Source organism: Kitasatospora sp. NPDC085879, assembly GCF_040686255.1.
Taxonomy (GTDB): domain Bacteria; phylum Actinomycetota; class Actinomycetes; order Streptomycetales; family Streptomycetaceae; genus Kitasatospora.
In genome coordinates this window covers 117,339-139,580 of sequence record NZ_JBFBJZ010000010.1, presented here as the reverse complement: position 1 = coordinate 139,580, position 22,242 = coordinate 117,339, and the positions used below count along the sequence as shown (strand labels likewise).

The window sequence follows — 22,242 nt, the reverse complement described above, 5'->3', positions numbered from 1 at the left end:
GCCGTGCGGTGCCGCCGGTCGCGGTCAGTCGCGGCCGTACCGGCGCCGGTACTGCTCGATCCGGCCGGCCTGGTCCAGCACCCGGGCGCGCCCGGTCCAGACGGGGTGGCTCGCCGAGGAGGTCTCCACGTCGACCACCGGACGGACGGTGCCGTCCTCCCAGACCACCGTGGACGCGGAGTCCAGCGTGGAGCGGGTGAGGAAGGCCAGGCCTGCGGCCTTGTCGCGGAAGACGACCGGACGGTAGGCGGGGTGGATGCCGTGCTTCATGGGGCTGCTCCTTCGGGGGTCGACGGGGGGAGTGTCTCGGCGCGGGGTCAGCGCGCCTCGCGGAACGCCACGTGCTGCCGCGCGACCGGGTCGTACTTGCGCAGCACCAGGCGGTCCGGGTCGTTGCGGCGGCTCTTGCGCGTCACATAGGTGAATCCGGTGCCGGCGGTCGACGTCAGCCGGACGACCGGGCGCAGTTCGCTGCGGGCCATCTGCTCCTCCTCGGTGGTACAGACCCCGTCCCGGACTCGATGTCCGAAACGGATGTCGTTTTCACTGGGCTCCAACGCGACCCACCCCCGTTCCATTCCCGACCGGCCCGACCGGCCCGACCGGCCCGACCGGCCCGACCGGCCCGACCGGCTGGCCCGAACGGCCCCGACCGGCGCGCCCCCCGCGCCCGCCGCCCGGAACGCGCCCTCCCGCTGCCCGCGCCGCGCCCTTTCGGCCCGCACAGGGCCGCCTGCCCGGCTCGACGGGCGCGGGCCGTCCGCAGTTCGTAGGCTCGTGGCATGTCCGATGCGTACGCGGCGCGGCGGGAGCGCCTCAGGGAGCACTGCAGTGCCTCGGGGGTCGATGCGGCCCTGGTCACCCGCGCCGCCAACGTCCGCTACCTCACCGGCTGCCCGCCGTGCGGGGCCAGCCTGCTGCTCACCCGCGAGCGGGCGCTGCTGACGCTGCCCGACGACCTGCCGCCCGAGGAGGGCGGCGAGCACCTGCTCGGGCCCGACGTCGCCCAGCTGCTGGTGCCCGCCGAGACCGACACCGCGCTGGCCGCCGCCGAGGCCGCCGGCCGCCTGCGGGTCGTCGACCTCGCCGTCGAGGAGCACGACCTCACCGTCAAGCGCCACCGCGCCGTCGCCGGCGTCGCCGAGGGCATCCGGCTCGCCGACCTCGGCACCACGGTCGAACGGATGCGCGTCGTCAAGGACGAGCACGAGATCGCCGACCTGCGGATCGCCGCCGAGATCGCCGACCAGGCGCTCAGCGAACTGCTGGAGTCGATCCTGGTCGGACGCACCGAGCGGCACCTGGCCATGGAGCTGGAGCGCCGGATGATCGACCACGGCGCCGACCGCGCCGCCTTCCCGGTCTCCGTCGGCACCGGCAGCCACTCCGGCCTGGAGACCCACCAGCCCACCGACCGCCGGGTCGAGGAGGGCGACTTCCTCACCGTCGTCCTCGGCGCCCGCTACCGCGGATACGGCGTCTCCACCGCGCGGACCTTCGTCATCGGCGCCGCCCCGGCCCCCTGGCAGGTCGAGCTGCACCGGCTGGTCTTCCGCGCCCAGCGGGCCGGCCGAGAGGCGCTCGGCCCGGGCGTCTCGGAGTCCGTACCCGATCTGGCCGCCCGCGAGGTGCTGCAGGCCGCGGGCCACACCGACAGCCCTGCGCATCCGGTCGGACACGGCATCGGCCTGGAGATCCGGGAGGCGCCGCGCCTGGGACCCGCCGACATGGGTAAACTGGACAATCGCGTGCCGGTCACCGTCGGCCCGGGGGTGCACCTCCCTGGGCGGGGCGGGGTCCGGATCGAGGACACGCTCGTCGTACGCCCCCTCGAGGAGGGCGGGCCCGAGCTGCTCACCATCACCACCAAGGAGCTCCTCGCGCTGTAGCCGCCCCGGCGGCGCGGCCGCGCACCCTTGGTTCCTTGACAGCTATATCAGGAGTAAGTGCGCCCGTGGCTTCCACGAACGATCTCAAGAACGGCATGGTCCTCAAGCTGGACGGCGGCAAGCTCTGGTCCGTCGTCGAGTTCCAGCACGTCAAGCCCGGCAAGGGCCCGGCCTTCGTGCGTACCAAGCTGAAGGAGGTCCTCACCGGCAAGGTCGTCGAGAAGACCTTCAACGCCGGTATCAAGGTCGAGACCGCGAACGTCGACAAGCGCACCATGCAGTACTCGTACCGTGACGGCGACGCCTTCATCTTCATGGACATGGACACCTACGACCAGGTGCCGGTCGACTCCGCCACCGTCGGCGACGCCGCCAAGTACCTGCTCGAGGGCTTCGAGGCCCTGGTCGCCCAGAACGAGGGCGTCCCGCTGTACGTCGAGCTCCCGGCCGCCGTCGAGCTCACCATCGCCGAGACCGAGCCGGGCGTCCAGGGCGACCGCTCCACCGGCGGCACCAAGCCGGCCACCCTGGAGACCGGCGCCGAGATCCAGGTCCCGCTCTTCGTCACCACCGGTGAGAAGGTCAAGGTCGACACCCGCGACGGCAGCTACCTCGGCCGGGTCAAGTAATCGTGTCCAACGCGCGCACCAAGGCCCGCACTCGCGCCTTCCAGATCCTCTTCGAGGCGGACCACCGGGGAGTCGCGCCCGAGCGCGTCCTCGCCGAGTGGGTCGGCCGGGCTCGGGAGGCCAAGCCGGGTGAGACCACCCCGCAGGTCGGCGAGTACACGATGCAGCTCATCGAGGGCTACAGCGACCACGCCCGCCGGATCGACGAGCTGATCTCGACCTACGCCGTGGGCTGGACGCTCGACCGGATGCCGATCGCGGACCGCAACGTGCTGCGGATCGGTGCGTACGAGCTGATCTGGGAGGACGGCGTCCCCGACGCCGTCGTCCTGGACGAGGCCGTCGAGATCGCCAAGGAGTACTCCACCGACGAGTCCCCGGCGTTCGTCAACGGCCTGCTCGCCCGGTTCATGGATCTCAAGCCGCAGATCCGCCGCGACTGAGCGACGCCCGCACCGACGCAGTGAAAGGCCGCCGGACCGATCGGTCCGGCGGCCTTCGCGCGTTCCGTACGGAGGCGTAGGCTACTCGCCAGTAGTGTCTGAGGCGAAGGACGTACCACCCATGACCACCGTGACCCGCAGCGAGTTCGACCAGGGCATCGCGCTCACCCCGCACCCGGCGGAGTCCGGCCGCTACGACGCCGAACTCGGCGCCGGCTGGCAGATCGGCGGCGGCGTCAACGGCGGCCTGCTGCTCGCGGTCGCCGGACACGCCCTCTCCCTCGCGCACGGCGAGCACCGGGACCCGCTCTCCATCAGCGGCCACTACCTCTCCGCCTCCCGGCCCGGCCCGGCCACCGTCCGCACCGAGACCGTCCGCCGCGGCCGCACCCTGACCACCGGCACCGCCTCGCTCAGCCAGGACGGCCAGGAACGGCTCCGCGTCCTCGCCACCTACGGCGACCTCGACACCCTCGACGGGGAGGTCGCCACCAGCGCCCAGCCGCCCGTCATGCCGCTGCCCGACGAGTGCATCGGCGTCGAGCACGCCCCGCCGCAGCTCATCGAACAGGCCGCGCTGCTGGAGCGGTTCGACCTCCGGCTCGACCCGGCGACGATCGGCTGGGCCCTCGGACAGCCCTCCCGGAAGGGCCGCATCCAGGGCTGGTTCCGGCTCGCCGACGGCCGGCAGCCCGACCCCCTGCTGCTCCTGCTCGTCGCGGACGCCCTGCCGCCCGTCACCTTCGACCTCGGCCTGCCCGGCTGGGCACCCACCGTCGAACTCACCGTCCACCTCCGTGCCAAGCCCGTCCCCGGCTGGCTCCGGGTCTCGCACGCCACCCGCAACCTGGCCGGCGGCTACTTCGAGGAGGACTGCGAGATCTGGGACGAGGCCGGCCGCCTGGTCGCCCAGTCCCGCCAACTCGCCCGCGCCCCCCGCCCCTGACGGTGCGCCCCCTCGGGGGTGCGGGCCAGCCACCCGGCGGCGGCACAACGGCCGTCATCGCCCGGTCACCTGCCGGAGCAGGTCGGCAAGACGGTCGCCGATCCGCAACTCCTCGCTGAGGCAGTGCAGTTCGGTGTGCACGGCGACGAGTCGGCGGTCCGCCGCCGCCGGCCGCCATGCCGGCCGGCGAGGGGGCGACCCGTCACGGACGGGTGCCTCGGGCCGGCCCGTGCTGCGGAGCCGGCCGCGCCCTGTACGGACCGTGGTTGCTTTCAGTTACAGGGCTGTGACAACCGGTGCGTGTGCGGCTGTCGGGGGTGGGGAGGACAGGGTCGACCGACCGCACCGCCCCGCAGGAGTCGACGATGTCCCGCAACCCCCGCGCCCCCCGGCCGTCCCGCTGCACCGCCAACGCCGCCGCCCGGCCGCGCGGTGAGGAGGCCTTCGTGACGGGCATCCTCACCAGCGCCGAGGACTTCGAGCGGGCCCGCGCCTGGCACCTCACCGATGCCACGGACTACGACAGCTACCTGCTGGACACCGCCGTCCTGCTGGCCGACGCCCGCCGCAGCTACGCGACCGTGCAGGCCCGGATGTTCCACATCGCCGACTTCGCCGACTTCTGCCTGCTGCACCGCCTCGACCCGGCCGGGCAGGCGGCCCGCGACAAGTACCTGGTGAACCCGCCGCTGCAGACCCAACTGCTGCCCTACCAGGGCGAGGAGCTGGTCGGGGACTTCGTGCCGCGGCTGATCCGTGCGCGGGAGAGCGGACTGACGCTGCGTCATGTCGAGCTGCTGCTGGACGACGGTGACGGCGGGGCGGAGGCGGGGCCGCTGGTCCGGCAGGCGCACCAGCGGGGCGCCGAGCTGTTCCGCCGGATGCTGGTCGGCGCCGGGTTCGGCGCGTACCGGTTCCTGTGCGCGGTGGAGGCGCCGGGCGGGCGGCTGGAGGCGGAGGCCCGGATCCTGCACTGGGAGGACGGGGTGGTGCGGATCAACGACGAGGACCTCGACCTGGTCTGCGCCGTGCTCTGCGCCGGCCTGTACCGGGAGCTGCCGGGTGCGGCGCTGCTGCACGGCTCGCAGGGGGCGGCCGGGGCCTGCGGCGAGTACCGGCCGGTGGCGTGGGCCTGGCAGAGCGAGGGCGGCGGCTATGCGCCGGCGGCGGTCGAGCTGGACGACGTGCGGGCGGAGCCCGGATTCAGCCTGGGCTCGGTGTGCTGACCCGGTCGGTGCCGGGGGCCGCAGCGGCGGCCCCGGACGGACCGCGGCGGGGCGCGCGGTCACTGCCGCACGCCCCGCCGTGACGTTTCTGCAAGGAGAGGGAGATCAGCCGGCGTCTTCCTCGCGGACGGCGCGGCGCGCGTCCGGGTTCAGCACGCCCCAGCTGATCAGCTGCTCGGTGAGGATGGACGGCGACTGGTCGTAGATCACGGCCAGGGTGCGCAGGTCGTCCTGGCGGATCGACAGCACCTTGCCGTTGTAGTCGCCGCGCTGGCTCTGGATGGTGGCCGCGTAGCGCTGCAGCGGGCCGGCCTTCTCGGACGGGACCTGGGTCAGTCTCTCCAGGTCGAGGACCAGGCGCGGCGGCGGCTCGGCCGCACCGCCCGGAGTGCCGCCGGGCAGCAGCTCCTGCACCGGCACGCCGTAGAACTCCGCCAGCTCGGCGAGGCGCTGGACGGTCACGGCGCGGTCGCCGCGCTCGTAGGAACCGACGACGACGGCCTTCCAGCGACCCTGGGACTTCTCCTCGACGCCGTGCAGGGAGAGACCCTGCTGAGTGCGGATGGCCCGGAGCTTGGCCCCGAGCTGCTTCGCGTAGTCGCTGGACATTGATCTCCCCGGACAATATTGCTTCGCGTGCAGTGAAGAGCCACGAGAGCGCGGGTGGTGACCGCGGACCGGTCGCCCGAACCGGTGGGTGCGGCGCCGGTCCCGTAACTCACTGTGAGGTTACGTAGAGTGAGGTAGTCGCGTCAAGCCGAATGGGGCAGTCGTGCGAATAGTGCTCCCCCGGGGCGCCGGCCGGGCCCCACTACCTCGGTTGACCTGCGAGGACACCAAACGGAACGGCGCCTTCCCGGGGAGCCGGGGCCGCACTGATAGCATGGGCACGGCCCCGGTGCGCCGGGCGCCAATCCCAGACATCCTTTAAGACCCGTCCTGTGAGGCGGGGAAGGAGGTCCGCTTCGGCATGACCACAGACGGAACCACCGCGCCGCGCCCGCCCCACCAGGTGCTGGACGCCACCGACATCGCCCGGGTCGTCACCCGGATCGCCCACGAGATCGTGGAGCGCGCCAAGGGCGCCGAGGACGTCGTGCTCCTCGGCATCCACACCCGCGGCGTCCACCTGGCCCGCCGGCTGCACGCCAGGCTCACCCAGATCACCGGCCGCGAGATCCCGCTCGGCACCCTGGACATCACGATGTACCGGGACGACCTGCGGCTGAAGCCCGCCCGCGCGCTGGAGCACACCGAGATCCCGTCCTCCGGCATCGACGGCAAGCTGGTCATCCTCGTCGACGACGTGCTCTTCTCCGGCCGCACCATCCGCGCCGCGCTCGACGCCCTCAGCGACATCGGCCGCCCGCGCGCCGTCCAGCTCGCCGTCCTGGTCGATCGCGGCCACCGCGAGCTGCCCATCCGCGCCGACTACGTGGGCAAGAACCTGCCCACCTCGCTGCGTGAGGCCGTCCAGGTCCAGCTCGCCGACAGCGACGGCCGGGACGCCGTCCTCGTCGGCGACCGCGACTACGCGGCCCGTTCCACCCAGGCGCTCGCCGCCTCCCCGCACCTTCCGGAGTGACCCGCGTGAAGCGCCACCTCGTCTCCACCGCCGACCTCGCCCGCGACGACGCCCTGCTCATCCTGGACACCGCCGAGGAGCTCGCCCAGCTCTCCGGGCGGGCCGTCAAGAAGCTGCCGACCCTGCGCGGCCGCACCGTCGTCAACCTCTTCTTCGAGGACTCGACCCGCACCAAGACCTCCTTCGAGGTCGCCGAGAAGCGGCTGTCCGCGGACGTCATCAACTTCTCCGCCAAGGGCTCCTCGGTCTCCAAGGGCGAGAGCCTCAAGGACACCGCGCTCACCCTGCAGGCCATGGGCGCCGACGCCGTCGTCATCCGGCACCACGCCTCCGGCGCGCCGGCCCGGCTCGCCCAGTCCGAGTGGCTGCACGGCAGCGTCATCAACGCCGGCGACGGCACCCACGAGCACCCCACCCAGGCCCTGCTCGACGCCTTCACCATGCGCCGCCACCTCAACCCGGGCCTCGGCCGCGACCTCGCCGGCCGCCGGGTCACCATCGTCGGCGACGTCCTGCACAGCCGGGTCGCCCGCTCCAACGTGCACCTGCTGACGACGCTCGGCGCCGAGGTCACCTTCGTCGCCCCGCCCACCCTGGTGCCGATCGGCATCGAGAACTGGCCCTGCCAGGTCAGCTACGACCTCGACGCCGTGCTGCCGAAGACCGACGCGCTGATGATGCTCCGCGTCCAGCGCGAGCGGATGAACGCCGCCTTCTTCCCCACCGAGCGCGAGTACTCCCGCCGCTACGGCATGGACGGCCTCCGCATGGCCCAGCTCCCCGAGCACGCCATCGTCATGCACCCTGGCCCGATGGTCCGCGGCATGGAGATCACCGCCGAGGTCGCCGACTCGCCGCGCTGCACCGTGGTCGAGCAGGTCGCCAACGGCGTCTCCGTCCGGATGGCCGTCCTCTACCTGCTGCTCGGCGGTGCCACCCTCGCCGACAGCCCCCGCACCACCGACTCCTCGGAGACCGCCCAGTGACCAGCTACCTGATCCGCAACGCCCAGATCCTCGGCGGCGCCCCCAAGGACATCCACATCGCGGACGGCGTGGTCCGCGAGATCGGCGAGGGTCTGACCGTCGAGGCGGACGTCGACATCGACGCGCACGGCCTGATCGCCCTGCCGGGCCTGGTCGACCTGCACACCCACCTGCGCGAGCCCGGCCGTGAGGACGCCGAGACCGTCCTCACCGGCACCCAGGCCGCCGCCAAGGGCGGCTACACCACCGTCCACGCGATGGCCAACACCTTCCCGGTCGCCGACACCGCCGGCGTCGTCGAGCAGGTCTGGCGGCTCGGCCAGGAGTCCGGCTACTGCGACGTCCAGCCGGTCGGCGCCGTCACCGTCGGCCTGGAGGGCAAGAAGCTCGCCGAGCTCGGCGCCATGCACGACTCCGCCGCCGGCGTGCGGGTCTTCTCCGACGACGGCAAGTGCGTCGACGACGCGGTCATCATGCGCCGCGCCCTGGAGTACGTGAAGGCCTTCGACGGCGTCGTCGCCCAGCACGCCCAGGAGCCCCGGCTCACCGAGGGCGCCCAGATGAACGAGGGCCAGGTCTCCGGCGAGCTCGGGCTCGGCGGCTGGCCGGCCGTCGCCGAGGAGTCGATCATCGCCCGCGACGTGCTGCTCGCCGCGCACGTCGGCTCCCGCCTGCACGTCTGCCACGTCTCCACGGCCGGCTCGGTCGAGATCATCCGCTGGGCCAAGGCCAAGGGCTGGAACGTCACCGCCGAGGTCACCCCGCACCACCTGCTGCTCACCGACGAGCTGGTGCGCACCTACGACCCGGTCTACAAGGTCAACCCGCCGCTGCGCACCGCCGCGGACGTGGAGGCGCTGCGCGCCGCGCTCGCCGACGGCACCATCGACGCGGTCGCCACCGACCACGCCCCGCACCCCGCGGAGGACAAGGACTGCGAGTGGGCGGTCGCCGCGATGGGCATGGTCGGCCTGGAGACGGCGCTCTCGGTCGTCCAGCAGACGATGGTGGACACCGGCCTGCTGAACTGGGAGGGCGTCGCCGACCGCATGTCGTCCCGCCCGGCCCGGATCGGCCGTCTCACCGGGCAGGGTCGCCCGATCTCGGTGGGTGAGCCGGCGAACCTGGTGCTCTTCGATCCCGCGTACCGTGGTGCCGTGGATCCCGAGAGCTTCGCCACCCGCAGCCGAAACACCCCCTACCGTGGCCTCGACCTGCCCGGACGCGTGCACGCGACCTTCCTCCGCGGCCGCGCCACCGTGCTGGCCGGCGAGCTCGCCGACCGGGACGGGCTGGCGTGACCGGGCTCGCCGCCGAGCAGGCCCACGTCACCAACTGGCCCGGCTACATCGGCTGGACGGTCGGGCTGCTGATCCTGATCGCGCTGGTGTACTGGCTGATGCGGCAGGGCTGGAACTGGCGCCGGACGCTGCAGTCCGAGCTGCCGTCGCCGCCCGCCGTCCCCGACGACCCCGGGGCGCCGCTGCTGCACACCGAGGGCCGCTACCACGGCTCCACCACGGCCGGGAACTGGCTGGACCGGGTCGTCGCGCACGGCCTCGGCACCCGCAGCCTGGCCGAGCTGACCCTCACCGAGCAAGGGCTCCTGGTCCGCCGCCCCGGCGACGAGGACCTGTGGATCCCCGCCGCGGCGCTCACCGGCGCCCGGCGTGACTCGGGCATCGCGGGGAAGGTCGTCCCCGCCGGGCTGCTGGTCGTCACCTGGGACCTGGGGGGCACCGCCCTGGACTCGGGCTTCCGGGCCGACCACCCCGACGAGCACACCGCCTGGGTCGAGGCGGTCGAGGCTCTGATCGAACGAACGAAGACGAAGAAGACGGAAGAGGCCGCCACATGACCGCACCTGCCCCCACCACGCCTCGCACCAGGCGGGAGCGAGTGCCCGCCGTGCTCATCCTGGAGGACGGCCGGACGTTCCGCGGCCAGGCGTACGGCGCCGTCGGCGAGACCTTCGGCGAGGCGGTCTTCAACACCGGCATGTCCGGCTACCAGGAGACCCTGACCGACCCGTCGTACCACCGCCAGGTCGTCGTGATGACCGCCCCGCAGATCGGCAACACCGGCTGGAACGACGAGGACGACGAGTCCAAGCAGATCTGGGTCGCCGGCTACGTCGTCCGCGACCCCGCCCGGGTCGCCTCCAACTGGCGCTCGCGCCGCTCGCTGGACGACGAGCTCGCCGCCCAGGGCGTCGTCGGCATCAGCGGCATCGACACCCGCGCGCTCACCCGCCACCTGCGCGAGCGCGGCGCGATGCGCGTCGGCATCTTCTCCGGCCCGGCGCTCGCCGACGAGCAGGCGCTGCTCGCCCGGGTGCTGGAGGCGCCCGAGATGAAGGGCGCCGACCTGTGCGCCGAGGTCGCCACCACCGAGCCCTACGTCGTCCCGGCGATCGGCGAGAAGAGGTTCACCGTCGCCGCCCTCGACCTCGGCATCAAGGCGATGACCCCGCAGCGGATGGCCGAGCGCGGCATCGAGGTGCACGTGCTGCCCGCGAACGCCACCATCGACGACGTGTACGCGGTGAACCCCGACGGCGTCTTCTTCTCCAACGGCCCGGGCGACCCGGCCACCGCCGACCACCAGGTCGCCGTGGCCCGCGGCGTGCTCGAGCGCAGGACCCCGTTCTTCGGCATCTGCTTCGGCAACCAGATCCTCGGCCGCGCGCTGGGCTTCGGCACCTACAAGCTGAAGTACGGCCACCGCGGCATCAACCAGCCGGTGCAGGACCGCACCACCGGCAAGGTCGAGGTCACCGCGCACAACCACGGCTTCGCCGTGAACGCGCCGCTGGACAAGGTCAGCGAGACCCCGTTCGGCCGCGTCGAGGTCTCCCACGTCTGCCTCAACGACGACGTGGTCGAGGGCCTGCAGGCGCTGGACGTGCCCGCCTTCTCGGTGCAGTACCACCCGGAGGCCGCGGCCGGCCCGCACGACGCCGCGTACCTCTTCGACCGCTTCGTTGACCTGATGGCCGCTGCCCCGGCCCGTACCACCGCAGGGAGCTGACCGTGCCGAAGCGCACCGACATCAAGTCCGTCCTGGTGATCGGCTCCGGCCCGATCGTCATCGGCCAGGCGGCGGAGTTCGACTACTCCGGCACCCAGGCCTGCCGCGTTCTCAAGTCCGAGGGCCTGCGCGTCGTCCTGGTCAACTCCAACCCGGCCACGATCATGACCGACCCGGAGATCGCCGACGCCACCTACGTCGAGCCGATCACCCCGGAGTTCGTCGAGAAGATCATCGCCAAGGAGCGCCCCGACGCGCTGCTGCCCACCCTCGGCGGCCAGACCGCGCTCAACACCGCGATCTCCCTGCACCAGGCGGGCACCCTCGAGAAGTACGGCGTCGAGCTGATCGGCGCCGACGTCGAGGCGATCAACAAGGGTGAGGACCGCGACCTCTTCAAGGGCGTCGTCGAGGCCGTCAACGCCAAGATCGGCTACGGCGAGTCCGCCCGCTCGGTGATCTGCCACTCGATGGACGACGTCCTCAAGGGCGTCGAGACCCTCGGCGGCTACCCCGTCGTCGTCCGCCCCTCCTTCACCATGGGCGGCGCCGGCTCCGGCTTCGCCCACGACGAGGAGGACCTGCGCCGCATCGCCGGCCAGGGCCTGGCCCTCTCGCCGACCACCGAGGTGCTCCTGGAGGAGTCCATCCTCGGCTGGAAGGAGTACGAGCTGGAGCTGATGCGCGACAAGCACGACAACGTCGTGGTCGTCTGCTCCATCGAGAACTTCGACCCGATGGGCGTCCACACCGGCGACTCCATCACCGTCGCCCCGGCGATGACCCTCACCGACCGCGAGTACCAGATCCTCCGCGACATCGGCATCGCCGTCATCCGCGAGGTCGGCGTCGACACCGGCGGCTGCAACATCCAGTTCGCCGTCAACCCCGAGGACGGCCGGGTCATCGTCATCGAGATGAACCCGCGCGTCTCCCGCTCCTCGGCGCTCGCCTCCAAGGCCACCGGCTTCCCGATCGCCAAGATCGCCGCCAAGCTGGCCGTCGGCTACACGCTGGACGAGATCCCGAACGACATCACCGAGCAGACCCCGGCCTCCTTCGAGCCGACCCTCGACTACGTCGTCGTCAAGGTCCCGCGGTTCGCCTTCGAGAAGTTCCCGTCCGCCGACGCCACCCTCACCACGACCATGAAGTCGGTCGGCGAGGCCATGGCGATGGGCCGCAACTTCCCCGAGGCGCTCAACAAGGCGCTGCGCTCGCTGGAGAAGAAGGGCAGCCAGTTCTCCTGGGCCGGCCCGGTCGGCGACAGGACCGAGCTGCTGGCCAAGGCGGTCGTCCCCACCGACGGCCGGATCAACACCGTCATGGAGGCGATCCGGGCCGGCGCCACCCCGGAGGAGGTCTTCGAGGCCACCAAGATCGACCCGTGGTTCGTCGACCAGCTCTTCCTGCTCGACGAGATCGCCGGCGAGATCGCCGAGGCCGAGAAGCTCACCCCCGAGCTGCTCCGCCACGCCAAGCGGCACGGCTTCTCCGACGTGCAGATCGGCGAGATCCGCGGCCTGAAGGCGGACGTCGTCCGCGAGGTCCGGCACGCCCTCGGCATCCGTCCGGTCTTCAAGACCGTCGACACCTGCGCCGCCGAGTTCGCCGCCAGGACCCCGTACTTCTACTCGTCCTACGACGAGGAGAACGAGGTCGCCCCGCGCACCAAGCCCGCCGTGATCATCCTCGGCTCCGGCCCGAACCGCATCGGCCAGGGCATCGAGTTCGACTACTCCTGCGTGCACGCCTCCTTCGCGCTCGCCGAGGCCGGGTACGAGACCGTGATGGTCAACTGCAACCCGGAGACCGTCTCCACCGACTACGACACCTCCGACCGGCTCTACTTCGAGCCGCTCACCCTGGAGGACGTCCTGGAGATCGTCCACGCCGAGCAGCAGGCCGGGCCGCTCGCCGGCGTCATCGTCCAGCTCGGCGGCCAGACCCCGCTCGGCCTGGCCCAGGCGCTCAAGGACAACGGCGTGCCGATCGTCGGCACCCAGCCCGAGGCGATCGACCTCGCCGAGGAGCGCGGCGCGTTCGGCCGCGTCCTGCGCGACGCCGGCCTGCCCGCCCCCAAGCACGGCACCGCCTTCTCCTTCGACGAGGCCAAGGCCATCGCCGACGAGATCGGCTACCCCGTGCTCGCCCGCCCGTCCTACGTGCTCGGCGGCCGCGGCATGGAGATCGTCTACGACGAGGCCTCGCTCGCCTCCTACCTGGAGCGCCACGCCGGCCTGATCTCCGAGCACCCCGTGCTCATCGACCGCTTCCTCGACGACGCGGTCGAGATCGACGTCGACGCGCTCTACGACGGCACCGAGCTCTACCTCGGCGGCGTCATGGAGCACATCGAGGAGGCCGGCATCCACTCCGGCGACTCCGCCTGCGCACTTCCCCCGATCACCCTCGGCGGCTACGACATCAAGCGGCTGCGCACCTCCACCGAGGGGATCGCCCGCGGCGTCGGCGTCCGCGGCCTGATCAACATCCAGTTCGCGCTGGCCGGCGACATCCTCTACGTGCTGGAGGCCAACCCGCGCGCCTCCCGCACCGTGCCGTTCACCTCCAAGGCGACCGCCGTGCCGCTGGCCAAGGCCGCCGCCCGGATCTCGCTCGGCGCCACCATCGCCGAGCTCCGCCAGGAGGGCCTGCTCCCGGCCGAGGGCGACGGCGGCACGCTGCCCGCCGACTGCCCGATCTCCGTCAAGGAGGCCGTGCTGCCCTGGTCGCGCTTCCGCGACGTGGCCGGCCGCGGCGTCGACACCGTGCTCGGCCCCGAGATGCGCTCCACCGGCGAGGTCATGGGCATCGACCGGGTCTTCGGCACCGCCTACGCCAAGTCCCAGGCCGGCGCGTACGGCGCCCTGCCCACCAAGGGCAAGGTCTTCGTCTCGGTCGCCAACCGCGACAAGCGCAACCTGGTCTTCCCGGCCCGCGCGCTCGCCGAGCTCGGCTTCGAACTGCTCGCCACCACCGGCACCGCCGAGGTGCTGCAGCGCGGCGGCATCCCCGCCACCGTGGTGCGCAAGCACAGCGAGGGCGAGGGCCCGAACGGCGAGAAGACCATCGTCCAGCTGATCCACGAGGGCGCGGTCGACCTGATCATCAACACCCCGTACGGCACCGGCGGCCGCCTCGACGGCTACGAGATCCGCACCGCGGCCGTCTCCCGCGGTGTGCCGTGCCTGACCACCGTCCAGGCGATGGGCGCGGCCGTCCAGGGCATCGACGCGCTGCTGCGCGGCGAGGTCGGTGTGATGTCGCTCCAGGAGCACGCGGCCCTGATCAACGCCGGCCGCAAGTAGTCCGATTCCCGTGGGGGGCACCGGCCCGGCCCATCAGCGGCTTCGCCGCGGGCGGGTGCCCCCCACAGCCCTGCTCACGCTCAGGAAGGGCGCTGTGTACAAGCTCCTGTTCGACCTGGTCTTCAAGAAGATGGACCCGGAGAAGGCCCACCACCTCGCCTTCTTCTGGATCCGGCTGGCCTCCTCCGTCCCCGGCCTGCGGCAGCTCGTCAAGCTCGTCCTCGCCCCGCGCGACCGCGCGCTGCGCACCACCGCGCTCGGCCTGGACCTGCCCGGCCCGTTCGGCCTGGGTGCGGGCTTCGACAAGGACGGCATCGGCATCGACGGGCTCGCCATGCTCGGCTTCGACTTCGTCGAGATCGGCACCGTCACCGGCGAGCCGCAGCCGGGCAACCCCGCGCCCCGGCTGTTCCGGCTGATCGAGGACCGCGCCCTGATCAACCGGATGGGCTTCAACAACCAGGGCTCCGCCCGGGTCGCCGCCCGCCTCGCCGGCCGTGTCCGCACCAGCTGGACGCCGGTCGTCGGCGTCAACATCGGCAAGACCAAGGCCGTCGAGGAGGCCGACGCCACCGAGGACTACCTGAAGTCCACCCGGCGCCTCGCCCCGCACGCCGACTACCTGGTCGTCAACGTCTCCTCGCCGAACACCCCCGGCCTGCGGAACCTGCAGGCCGTGCAGATCCTCGGCCCGCTGCTCTGGGACGTCCGCAAGGCGGCCGACGAGGTCACCACCCACCACGTGCCGCTGCTGGTGAAGATCGCCCCCGACCTCGCCGACGAGGACATCGACGAGATCGCCGACATGGCCCTCACCCTCGGCCTGGACGGCATCATCGCCACCAACACCACCATCGGCCGCGAGGGCCTCGCCACCGACGCCGCCCGCGTCGAGGAGATCGGCATGGGCGGGCTCTCCGGGGCGCCGCTGAAGGCGCGGTCGCTGGAGGTCCTGAAGCGGCTCCGGGCCCGCACCGAGGGCCGGCTCGCCATCATCTCGGTCGGCGGCATCGAGACCGCCGAGGACGCCTGGCAGCGGATCGTGCACGGCGCCGACCTGGTGCAGGGCTACAGCGCCTTCGTCTACGAGGGGCCGTTCTGGATGCGGCGCGTCCACAAGGGGCTCTCCGCCCGGCTGCGCGCCAGTGGCCACAAGACGATCGCCGACGCCGTGGGCACCGCCAAGGAGTAGGCGGCGGGCGCCCGGGGACGCGGGGGAGTGCGCGGAGCGGGAGGATCGTGCCGTTACCTGCGAACTCCCGGGTCCGTTGCACGTGGCGAGGCCCGCTTGATCGATCGAGAGGTGTCGGACATGGCCCATCCGGTGCGGTGCCGGGCGGAGGTGCTCGGGTGTGCCGCCGAGGGTGCGTACCACCGTCTGGTGCTGCGGGCGCCCGACGCCGCGTCCCGGGTGCGGCCGGGCCATTTCGCCTCGGTGGCCGGTGACCACGCGGTGGTCCGCGACGCGGTCGCGATCGCCCGGGCCGACGCCGCCGCCGGCACCCTGGAGCTGCTGGTCGCCGACGGCCCCCGCAGCGGCCCGCTCGACCTGATCGCCCCGCTCGGCGCGCCGTTCCCGGTGCCCGACGGGCCCGTCCGTGCCCTGCTGGTGGGCCACGGGCACCACGCGGCGCCGCTGCCGGCGCTCGGCGAGCAGCTCAAGGCCCGCGGCGGCCAGCTCGGCTACCTGCTGGGCGCGCCGACCGCCGCGGCCCTGCACGGCGTCGACGAGGCCCGGGCACTCACCCAGGACGTCCTGGTGGTCACCGAGGACGGCTCGGCCGGCCTCACCGGACGGGTCTGTGACCCGGTCGCGCAGGCCGCCCGCGCGATCGACGCCTCGGTGGTCTACGCCGCGGGCCCGCCCGACGTCCTCGCGGTGACCGCCGCGGCCGCCGCCGACCTCGGCATCCGCTGCTGGACGATGCTGGCCACCGACCTGCCCTGCGGCACCGGGCTCTGCGCGGCCTGCGTCGTCCCGGTGGTCGGTGCGGACGGGGTCAGCCGGTTCGCCCGGGTCTGCACCGAGGGCCCGGTGTTCGACGGCGGGCGGATCCGCTGGGCGGACATCGGGGCGGTGCCGGCCGATCTGGAGGGCGCGTGATGGAACCGCAGGACGTCGACCTCTCCGCCCCCTTCGGTCCGCTGACCCTGCCGAACCCGCTCACCACCGCGGCCGGCTGCGCCGGACCGATCCGCGAACTCGCCAAGTTCGTCCCGCTGGACGCCCTGGGCTCGGTCACCACCCGCACGATCATGCCGCGTGCGCGGGCCGGCCACGCCACACCCCGCGCCGCCGCCACCCCGGCCGGGCTGCTGACCGGGCTCGGCCTGCCGGGGCCGGGCATCGACGCCTTCGTCGAACGGGAGCTGCCCTGGCTGGCCGAACGCGGCGCCCGGGTGGTGGTGTCGATCGCGGGGGAGCGGATCGAGGAGTTCGCGACGCTGGCCGCCCGCCTCGGCGGGCAGCCGGGCGTGGTCGGCCTGGAGCTGAACATCGGCGGCCCCAGCCACGCCGACCTCGGCCTGGTCTTCGCCGCCAACCCGGCGATCTCCTACGACCTCGTCCGCGCGGTGCGCAGGGCGGCCCCGGCCGACCTGCCGGTGTACGCCAAGCTGGCCCCGGACGTGCTGTCGATCACCGACATCGCGGCGGCCTGCGTCCGGGCCGGCGCGGACGGCCTCTCGATGATCAACACCGTGCCCGGGCTGGAGATCGACCCGGACACCCTGCGCCCGGCGCTCGCCGCCGGGCCCGGCGGCCTCTCCGGGCCCGCCGTACGGCCGGTGGCGCTGCGCTGCGTCCACCTGGTGCACGCCGCGATGCTGGCCGGACGGCTGCCCACCGTGCCGATCCTCGGCATGGGCGGTCTCGGGAGCGGCCGGGACGCGCTGGCCTTCGCCGCGGCCGGCGCCAGCGGCGTCGCGGTCGGCTCCGCCCTGCTGCACGACCCCACCGCGCCGCTGCGCATCCTGGACGAGCTGCGCACCGAGCTCGCCGCCCGCGGCCTCGCCGCCTTCACCGACGCCGTCGGCCTGGCCCACCGGGACTGACCGACCCGGCCCGACCCGACCCGACTCGCCCCGACCTGCCCCGACCCGACCCGACCTGCCGCGACACCGGAGGACACCCATGACCACCCTCGCCCCGTTCGGCGCCCGCCTGCGCCAAGCCCTCGACACCCGCGGCCAGCTCTGCGTCGGCATCGACCCGCACGCCTCACTGCTGGCCGCCTGGGGCCTCGGCGACGACATCAAGGGCCTGGAGTCCTTCTCCCGCACCGTGGTGGAGGCACTCGCGGACCGGGTCGCCGTGCTCAAGCCGCAGGCCGCCTTCTTCGAGCGCTTCGGCTCCCGGGGCATCGCCGTCCTGGAGAGCTGCGTCGCCGACGCCCGCGCCGCGGGCGCGCTGGTCGTGATGGACGCCAAGCGCGGCGACATCGGCTCGACCATGGCCGCGTACGCGGAGACCTTCCTCGCCCCGGACAGCCCGCTGTTCTCGGACGCCCTCACCGTCAGCCCCTACCTGGGCTTCGGCTCGCTGCAGCCGGCCGTGGACCTGGCCCGGGCCAACGGCTGCGGCCTGTTCGCCCTGGCGCTGACCTCCAACCCGGAGGGTGCCGAGGTGCAGCGCGCGGTCGCGGCGGACGGCGAGAGCGTGGCGCAGGGCGTGCTGCGCCGGCTCGCGGCGGAGAACGCCGGCGCCGAGCCGCTCGGCTCCTTCGGCGCGGTGGTCGGCGCGACCCTCGCCGAGGCGGGCGTGGACCTGGCGATCAACGGCCCGCTGCTGGCCCCCGGGGTGGGTGCCCAGGGCGCCACCGCGGCGGATCTGCCGCGGGTCTTCGGGGACTCGGTGCGCAACGTGCTGCCGTCCGTGAGCCGCGACGTGCTGAAGCACGGACCGTCGATCGCAGCACTGCGCGAGGCGGCGGAACGATTCGTCCAGGATGTGAGCGGCGTCACAAAGGGCTGACCAACCGTCGCCGAGCGCGGTGGGTTTGCCCGGAAAAGTCCTGTGTCTGCCCCGGCTGACCAGGACTTTTCGTGTTCTTTTCCTGACGTGGCGGCCTAAGTTGGGTAGTGTCCGGCGGTAGGTCACCGGAAGGCGGCGGAATTCCGCCGCCGTGCAGGTCAGAGCCTGCGCTCCGGAGGGCCGGGCACCACCAGTCATAGCTCATCCCTTCCATCCATACCTGAGGTGAACGGCGTGGCTCTTCCGCCCCTTACCCCCGAACAGCGCGCCGCTGCGCTCGCCAAGGCCGCCGAAGCTCGGCGGAAGCGCGCCGACGTGAAGAACAAGCTGAAGCACTCCGGTGCGTCGCTGCACGACGTGATCAAGGCCGGCAAGGCCGACGACGAGGTCATCGGCAAGATGAAGGTCTCCGCCCTGCTCGAGAGCCTTCCGGGCGTCGGCAAGGTGCGCGCCAAGCAGATCATGGAGCGCCTCGGCATCTCCGAGAGCCGCCGTGTGCGCGGTCTCGGTACCAACCAGATCGCCTCCCTGGAGCGGGAGTTCGGCGGCGCGGCCACCTGAGCCGGGCCCCCTGGTCCCCGGACGGTCCGCGATCCGGGATAATCGGTGCATGAGTGAGCGTCCGCGGCTGACCGTGCTCTCCGGCCCCTCGGGGGTCGGCAAGAGCACGGTCGTCGCTCATATGAGGAAGATGCACCCCGAGGTCTGGCTCTCGGTGTCGGCGACGACCCGCCACCCGAGGCCGGGCGAGCGGGACGGGGTCCAGTACCACTTCGTCGACAACGACCAGTTCGACAAACTGATCGCCAACGGCGAGCTGCTGGAGTGGGCCGTGTTCGCCGGCAACCGCTACGGCACCCCGCGGCAGGCGGTCCAGGACCGGCTCGACCGCGGTGAGCCCGTCCTGCTGGAGATCGACCTGCAGGGCGCCCGGCAGGTGCGCGAGTCGATGCCCGATGCGCAGCTGGTGTTCCTGGCTCCGCCGAGCTGGGACGAGCTGGTCCGCCGGCTGACCGGGCGCGGCACCGAGCCGCAGCACGTGATCGACCAGCGGCTCGACGCCGCCAAGGTCGAGCTGGCGGCCGAGACCGAGTTCGACACGACCCTTGTCAACACCTCCGTCGAGCAGGTAGCAGCCGAACTGCTAGCCTTGCTCGGTGTAGTCTGACCGGATCGGCTCGTTGAGCCGGTCGTCAGACTGTGTGAGACCAACAAGTCCACTTTCGGAAGGTTTTCGCGTGTCCTCTTCGATGACCACGCCCGAGGGCATCATCAACCCGCCGATCGACGAGCTCCTCGAGGCCACCGACTCCAAGTACAGCCTGGTGATCTACGCGGCCAAGCGTGCCCGCCAGATCAATGCGTACTACTCGCAGCTGGGCGAGGGCCTGCTCGAGTACGTCGGCCCGCTGGTCGACACCCACGTGCACGAGAAGCCGCTGTCGATCGCGCTGCGCGAGATCAACGCCGGCATGCTCACCGCCGAGGCGATCGAGGCCGCCTGAGTCTCCCTGCGCAAGGGCCCGTCGGACGTGTTCCGGCGGGCCCTTCGCTGTGCTCCGGGGCTGTGCTCCTGGTCATGGTGCACCGGCCGTCCGGGCCGCCGTAGGGTGAGGTCGAGCCACACCCGGGCACGGCCGGACAAGGAGACCCACCCACCATGAACGCACCGCGCGTCGTCCTCGGCGTCAGCGGCGGCATCGCCGCCTACAAGGCCTGCGAGCTGCTGCGACGGTTCACCGAGTCCGGCCACCAGGTCACCGTGGTGCCCACCGAGGCCGCGCTGCACTTCGTCGGCGAGGCCACCTGGGCGGCGCTCTCCGGCCGCCCGGCGGCCACCGAGACCTGGGAGAGCGTGCACGAGGTGCCGCACGTGCGGATCGGCCAGAACGCCGACCTCGTGGTGGTCGCCCCCGCCACCGCCGACCTGCTCGCCAAGGCCGCCCACGGCCTGGCGGACGACCTGCTGACCAACACGCTGCTCACCGCCCGCTGTCCGGTGGTGCTCGCGCCCGCGATGCACACCGAGATGTGGGAGCACCCGGCCACCCAGGAGAACGTCGCCACCCTGCGCCGCCGCGGCACCGTCGTGCTGGAGCCCGCCGTCGGCCGGCTCACCGGCAAGGACACCGGCAAGGGACGGCTCCCCGACCCGGCGGAGATCTTCGAGGCCTGCCGCCGGGTGCTGGCCCGCGGCACGGTCGAGCAGGACCTGGCCGGCCGGCACGTGGTGGTCTCCGCCGGCGGCACCCGCGAGCCGCTCGACCCGGTGCGCTTCCTCGGCAACCGCTCGTCCGGCAAGCAGGGCTACGCGCTGGCCGCGACCGCCGCCGCCCGCGGCGCCCGGGTCACCCTGCTCTCCGCGAACGTGGAGCTGCCCGACCCCGCGGGTGTCGACGTCGTGCGGGTGTCCACCGCGCTGCAACTGCGCGAGGCCGCGCGGAAGGCCGTCCTGGACGCCGACGCCGTCGTCATGGCCGCCGCCGTGGCCGACTTCCGCCCGGCCGAGTACGCCAGCGGCAAGATCAAGAAGGTGGACGGGGTCGACCCGGCCCCGGTCGCGCTCGTGCGCAACCCCGACATCCTCGCCGAGCTCTCCGCCGAGCGGGCCCGCCCGGGCCAGCTGGTGGTCGGCTTCGCCGCCGAGACCGACGACGTCCTCGCCAACGGCCGGGCCAAGCTCGCCCGCAAGGGATGCGACCTGCTCGTGGTGAACGAGGTCGGCGACGGCAAGGCCTTCGGCCAGGACACCAACGCGGCGACCGTGCTCTCCGCCGACGGCGGCGAGACCGCCGTGCCGCACGGGCCGAAGGAGGCCCTCGCCGACGCCGTCTGGGACGCCGTGGCCGCCCGCCTCGGCTGACCGGACGGGATCACGGTCACACGACTGCCATACACGGGGAGTGCCCGATGTCGGTGGTCGGCCGTTACACTCCAGGAATCAAGTCTTTCCGGATGCCCTGAAGACCAGGGCATTCAGTCAGCAGCCGCTGCAACCCCAGGGAGCGCTGTGTCTCGCCGCCTGTTCACCTCGGAATCCGTCACCGAGGGACACCCCGACAAGATCGCTGACCAGATCAGCGACACCATCCTGGACGCCCTCCTCAAGGAGGACCCGTCCTCGCGCGTCGCCGTGGAGACCCTGATCACCACCGGCCTGGTGCACATCGCCGGTGAGGTCACCACCAAGGCCTACGTGCCGATCGCGCAGCTCGTCCGCGACAAGATCCTCGAGATCGGCTACGACAGCTCGAAGAAGGGCTTCGACGGCGCTTCCTGCGGCGTGTCGGTCTCCATCGGATCGCAGTCCCCGGACATCGCCCAGGGTGTCGACACCGCGCACGAGCACCGGGTCGAGGGCGAGGACGACGAGCTCGACAAGCAGGGTGCCGGCGACCAGGGCCTGATGTTCGGCTACGCGTGCGACGACACGCCGGAGCTGATGCCGCTGCCGATCACCCTCGCGCACCGCCTCGCGCGCCGCCTGTCCGAGGTCCGCAAGAACGGGACCATCCCGTACCTGCGCCCCGACGGCAAGACCCAGGTCACCATCGAGTACGACGGCGACAAGGCCGTCCGCCTCGACACCGTGGTCGTCTCCTCGCAGCACGCGAGCGACATCGACCTGGAGTCGCTGCTCACCCCGGACATCCGCGAGTTCGTCGTGGAGCCCGAGCTCAAGGCGCTCGCCGACGAGGGCATCAAGCTCGTCACCGAGGGCTACCGCCTGCTCGTCAACCCGACCGGCCGCTTCGAGATCGGCGGCCCGATGGGCGACGCCGGCCTCACCGGCCGCAAGATCATCATCGACACCTACGGCGGCTACGCGCGCCACGGCGGCGGCGCCTTCTCGGGCAAGGACCCGTCCAAGGTCGACCGCTCCGCCGCGTACGCGATGCGCTGGGTGGCGAAGAACATCGTCGCCGCGGGCCTGGCCCGCCGCGCCGAGGTGCAGGTCGCGTACGCGATCGGCAAGGCCGAGCCGGTCGGCCTGTTCGTCGAGACCTTCGGCACCGAGACCGTGCCGGTCCTGGACATCCAGAAGGCCGTCACCGACGTCTTCGACCTCCGCCCGGCCGCGATCATTCGCGACCTGGACCTGCTGCGCCCGATCTACGCCCAGACCGCCGCGTACGGCCACTTCGGCCGCGAGCTGGCGGACTTCACCTGGGAGCGGACCGACCGCGTCGCGGAGCTGAAGAAGGCCCTCGGCGCCTGATCCGG

23 protein-coding genes are annotated in these 22,242 nt (G+C 72.5%); 20 read left to right on the top strand and 3 right to left on the bottom strand.

The genetic code is table 11. The features are described 5' to 3' along the window. Window positions 1-24: 24 nt before the first annotated feature. Window positions 25-270 (bottom strand): type B 50S ribosomal protein L31, encoded by a 246-nt coding sequence (locus AB0P35_RS10870; RefSeq protein WP_095871919.1) that lies wholly within the window; start codon window positions 268-270, stop codon window positions 25-27. Window positions 271-317: 47 nt separating this feature from the next. Next, the gene (gene rpmG / locus AB0P35_RS10865; RefSeq protein WP_095871918.1) at window positions 318-482 is read right to left on the bottom strand and encodes a 50S ribosomal protein L33; all 165 of its coding nucleotides are present in this window, start codon (window positions 480-482) and stop codon (window positions 318-320) included. A gap of 300 nt (window positions 483-782) precedes the next feature. On the opposite strand from rpmG, the gene AB0P35_RS10860 reads away from it, so the two are divergent. From AB0P35_RS10860 to AB0P35_RS10840, 5 genes are all read left to right on the top strand, one after another. Then, window positions 783-1,889, top strand: a complete 1,107-nt coding sequence (locus AB0P35_RS10860) for an aminopeptidase P family protein (RefSeq protein WP_095871917.1) — start codon at window positions 783-785, stop codon at window positions 1,887-1,889. A 65-nt stretch (window positions 1,890-1,954) separates the two neighbouring features. Next, window positions 1,955-2,518: an elongation factor P gene (gene efp / locus AB0P35_RS10855; RefSeq protein ID WP_095871916.1), complete on the top strand. Its 564-nt coding sequence runs from the start codon at window positions 1,955-1,957 to the stop codon at window positions 2,516-2,518. Between the two features lie 2 nt (window positions 2,519-2,520). Continuing rightward, a complete protein-coding gene (nusB, locus tag AB0P35_RS10850) occupies window positions 2,521-2,961 on the top strand; it encodes a transcription antitermination factor NusB (RefSeq protein ID WP_095871915.1) in 441 nt (146 codons plus the stop codon). Window positions 2,962-3,082: 121 nt separating this feature from the next. Continuing rightward, complete coding sequence (locus AB0P35_RS10845; protein WP_363509286.1) at window positions 3,083-3,907, top strand: thioesterase family protein; 825 nt, start codon at window positions 3,083-3,085, stop codon at window positions 3,905-3,907. Between the two features lie 365 nt (window positions 3,908-4,272). After that, window positions 4,273-5,133: a hypothetical protein gene (locus AB0P35_RS10840; protein WP_363509283.1), complete on the top strand. Its 861-nt coding sequence runs from the start codon at window positions 4,273-4,275 to the stop codon at window positions 5,131-5,133. Between the two features lie 105 nt (window positions 5,134-5,238). Here AB0P35_RS10840 and AB0P35_RS10835 read toward each other — a convergent pair whose 3' ends face one another. Next, window positions 5,239-5,742 carry a transcriptional regulator gene (locus tag AB0P35_RS10835; protein ID WP_014134541.1) on the bottom strand — a complete coding sequence of 168 codons (504 nt, stop codon included), beginning with the start codon at window positions 5,740-5,742 and terminating at the stop codon, window positions 5,239-5,241. Window positions 5,743-6,103: 361 nt separating this feature from the next. Between AB0P35_RS10835 and pyrR the strand changes: the two genes are divergently transcribed. The 15 genes from pyrR to metK all read left to right on the top strand — a co-directional run bounded on the left by pyrR (window position 6,104) and on the right by metK (window position 22,237). Then, window positions 6,104-6,718: a bifunctional pyr operon transcriptional regulator/uracil phosphoribosyltransferase PyrR gene (pyrR, locus tag AB0P35_RS10830; RefSeq protein WP_095871912.1), complete on the top strand. Its 615-nt coding sequence runs from the start codon at window positions 6,104-6,106 to the stop codon at window positions 6,716-6,718. Window positions 6,719-6,723: 5 nt separating this feature from the next. Next, entirely contained in the window at window positions 6,724-7,704 is a 981-nt protein-coding gene (locus AB0P35_RS10825) for an aspartate carbamoyltransferase catalytic subunit (RefSeq protein ID WP_363509280.1), read from the top strand. After that, a complete protein-coding gene (locus AB0P35_RS10820; protein WP_095871910.1) occupies window positions 7,701-9,005 on the top strand; it encodes a dihydroorotase in 1,305 nt (434 codons plus the stop codon). The genes AB0P35_RS10825 and AB0P35_RS10820 overlap by 4 nt, the downstream gene beginning before the upstream one ends. Beyond that, window positions 9,002-9,562, top strand: coding sequence for a hypothetical protein (locus tag AB0P35_RS10815; protein ID WP_363509277.1), 561 nt, complete (start codon window positions 9,002-9,004; stop codon window positions 9,560-9,562). The genes AB0P35_RS10820 and AB0P35_RS10815 overlap by 4 nt, the downstream gene beginning before the upstream one ends. Further along, a complete protein-coding gene (gene carA, locus AB0P35_RS10810) occupies window positions 9,559-10,734 on the top strand; it encodes a glutamine-hydrolyzing carbamoyl-phosphate synthase small subunit (RefSeq protein WP_363509274.1) in 1,176 nt (391 codons plus the stop codon). Before AB0P35_RS10815 ends, carA begins: the two co-directional genes overlap by 4 nt. A 2-nt stretch (window positions 10,735-10,736) precedes the next feature. After that, window positions 10,737-14,045: a carbamoyl-phosphate synthase large subunit gene (carB, locus tag AB0P35_RS10805; RefSeq protein ID WP_095871907.1), complete on the top strand. Its 3,309-nt coding sequence runs from the start codon at window positions 10,737-10,739 to the stop codon at window positions 14,043-14,045. A gap of 94 nt (window positions 14,046-14,139) precedes the next feature. Beyond that, window positions 14,140-15,237 carry a quinone-dependent dihydroorotate dehydrogenase gene (locus tag AB0P35_RS10800; protein WP_363509270.1) on the top strand — a complete coding sequence of 366 codons (1,098 nt, stop codon included), beginning with the start codon at window positions 14,140-14,142 and terminating at the stop codon, window positions 15,235-15,237. Between the two features lie 120 nt (window positions 15,238-15,357). Further along, window positions 15,358-16,149 (top strand): dihydroorotate dehydrogenase electron transfer subunit, encoded by a 792-nt coding sequence (locus AB0P35_RS10795; protein ID WP_363509267.1) that lies wholly within the window; start codon window positions 15,358-15,360, stop codon window positions 16,147-16,149. Further along, window positions 16,149-17,099 carry a dihydroorotate dehydrogenase gene (locus AB0P35_RS10790; RefSeq protein WP_363509264.1) on the top strand — a complete coding sequence of 317 codons (951 nt, stop codon included), beginning with the start codon at window positions 16,149-16,151 and terminating at the stop codon, window positions 17,097-17,099. Before AB0P35_RS10795 ends, AB0P35_RS10790 begins: the two co-directional genes overlap by 1 nt. A 79-nt stretch (window positions 17,100-17,178) precedes the next feature. Continuing rightward, complete coding sequence (pyrF, locus tag AB0P35_RS10785; protein ID WP_363509261.1) at window positions 17,179-18,018, top strand: orotidine-5'-phosphate decarboxylase; 840 nt, start codon at window positions 17,179-17,181, stop codon at window positions 18,016-18,018. Window positions 18,019-18,252: 234 nt separating this feature from the next. Further along, the gene (gene mihF / locus AB0P35_RS10780) at window positions 18,253-18,579 is read left to right on the top strand and encodes an integration host factor, actinobacterial type (protein ID WP_030268416.1); all 327 of its coding nucleotides are present in this window, start codon (window positions 18,253-18,255) and stop codon (window positions 18,577-18,579) included. Between the two features lie 49 nt (window positions 18,580-18,628). Then, window positions 18,629-19,186 (top strand): guanylate kinase, encoded by a 558-nt coding sequence (gene gmk, locus AB0P35_RS10775; protein WP_363509258.1) that lies wholly within the window; start codon window positions 18,629-18,631, stop codon window positions 19,184-19,186. Between the two features lie 70 nt (window positions 19,187-19,256). After that, on the top strand, window positions 19,257-19,523 hold the full coding sequence (gene rpoZ / locus AB0P35_RS10770) for a DNA-directed RNA polymerase subunit omega (RefSeq protein ID WP_095871901.1): 267 nt from the start codon (window positions 19,257-19,259) through the stop codon (window positions 19,521-19,523). A 155-nt stretch (window positions 19,524-19,678) separates the two neighbouring features. Beyond that, window positions 19,679-20,881, top strand: a complete 1,203-nt coding sequence (gene coaBC / locus AB0P35_RS10765) for a bifunctional phosphopantothenoylcysteine decarboxylase/phosphopantothenate--cysteine ligase CoaBC (protein WP_363509255.1) — start codon at window positions 19,679-19,681, stop codon at window positions 20,879-20,881. Between the two features lie 147 nt (window positions 20,882-21,028). Continuing rightward, window positions 21,029-22,237 carry a methionine adenosyltransferase gene (gene metK, locus AB0P35_RS10760; protein ID WP_095871899.1) on the top strand — a complete coding sequence of 403 codons (1,209 nt, stop codon included), beginning with the start codon at window positions 21,029-21,031 and terminating at the stop codon, window positions 22,235-22,237. Window positions 22,238-22,242: the final 5 nt, after the last annotated feature.